The sequence below is a fragment of the Thermus thalpophilus genome (assembly GCF_022760915.1).
GTDB classification, from domain to species: Bacteria; Deinococcota; Deinococci; order Deinococcales; family Thermaceae; genus Thermus; species Thermus thalpophilus.
Genome location: NZ_JAKTNS010000149.1, coordinates 1 through 307, shown reverse-complemented (window position 1 = coordinate 307; position 307 = coordinate 1). Strand labels below are relative to the sequence as shown.

Sequence of the window (307 nt, the reverse complement as noted above, 5' to 3'; positions counted from 1 at the left end):
CCTGAGCCCGTGCCGGTCCAGCCCAAACCCCCGCCCCTTCAGGTCCCGGAAGGCCAGATACCAGGGCTCCCGCTTCCCCTGGGCCAGGAAGAGCCCCACCTCCACCTCCCCCCCGCCCCGCCCAAAGAGACGAACCCGCTGGCGCTCGGGCCTGGGCACCTCCGGGTAGCGCTCCCCCAGGAGGAAGCGCTCCCCCGTTTCCATTTCCACCTCCCGGTTGCGCCGCAACCGGATGAGGAAACCCATGCCCCCTTCCTGGAGCCGCCGCATGAGGGAGAGCCGGTCAAAGCCCCGGTCCAGGAGGAAG

1 pseudogene is annotated in these 307 nt (G+C 70.7%); it reads right to left on the bottom strand.

Annotation, left to right across the window (positions count from 1 at the left end):
• A pseudogene (locus L0D17_RS13390) lies at positions 1–307 on the bottom strand (IS4-like element ISTth2 family transposase); the annotation flags it as partial.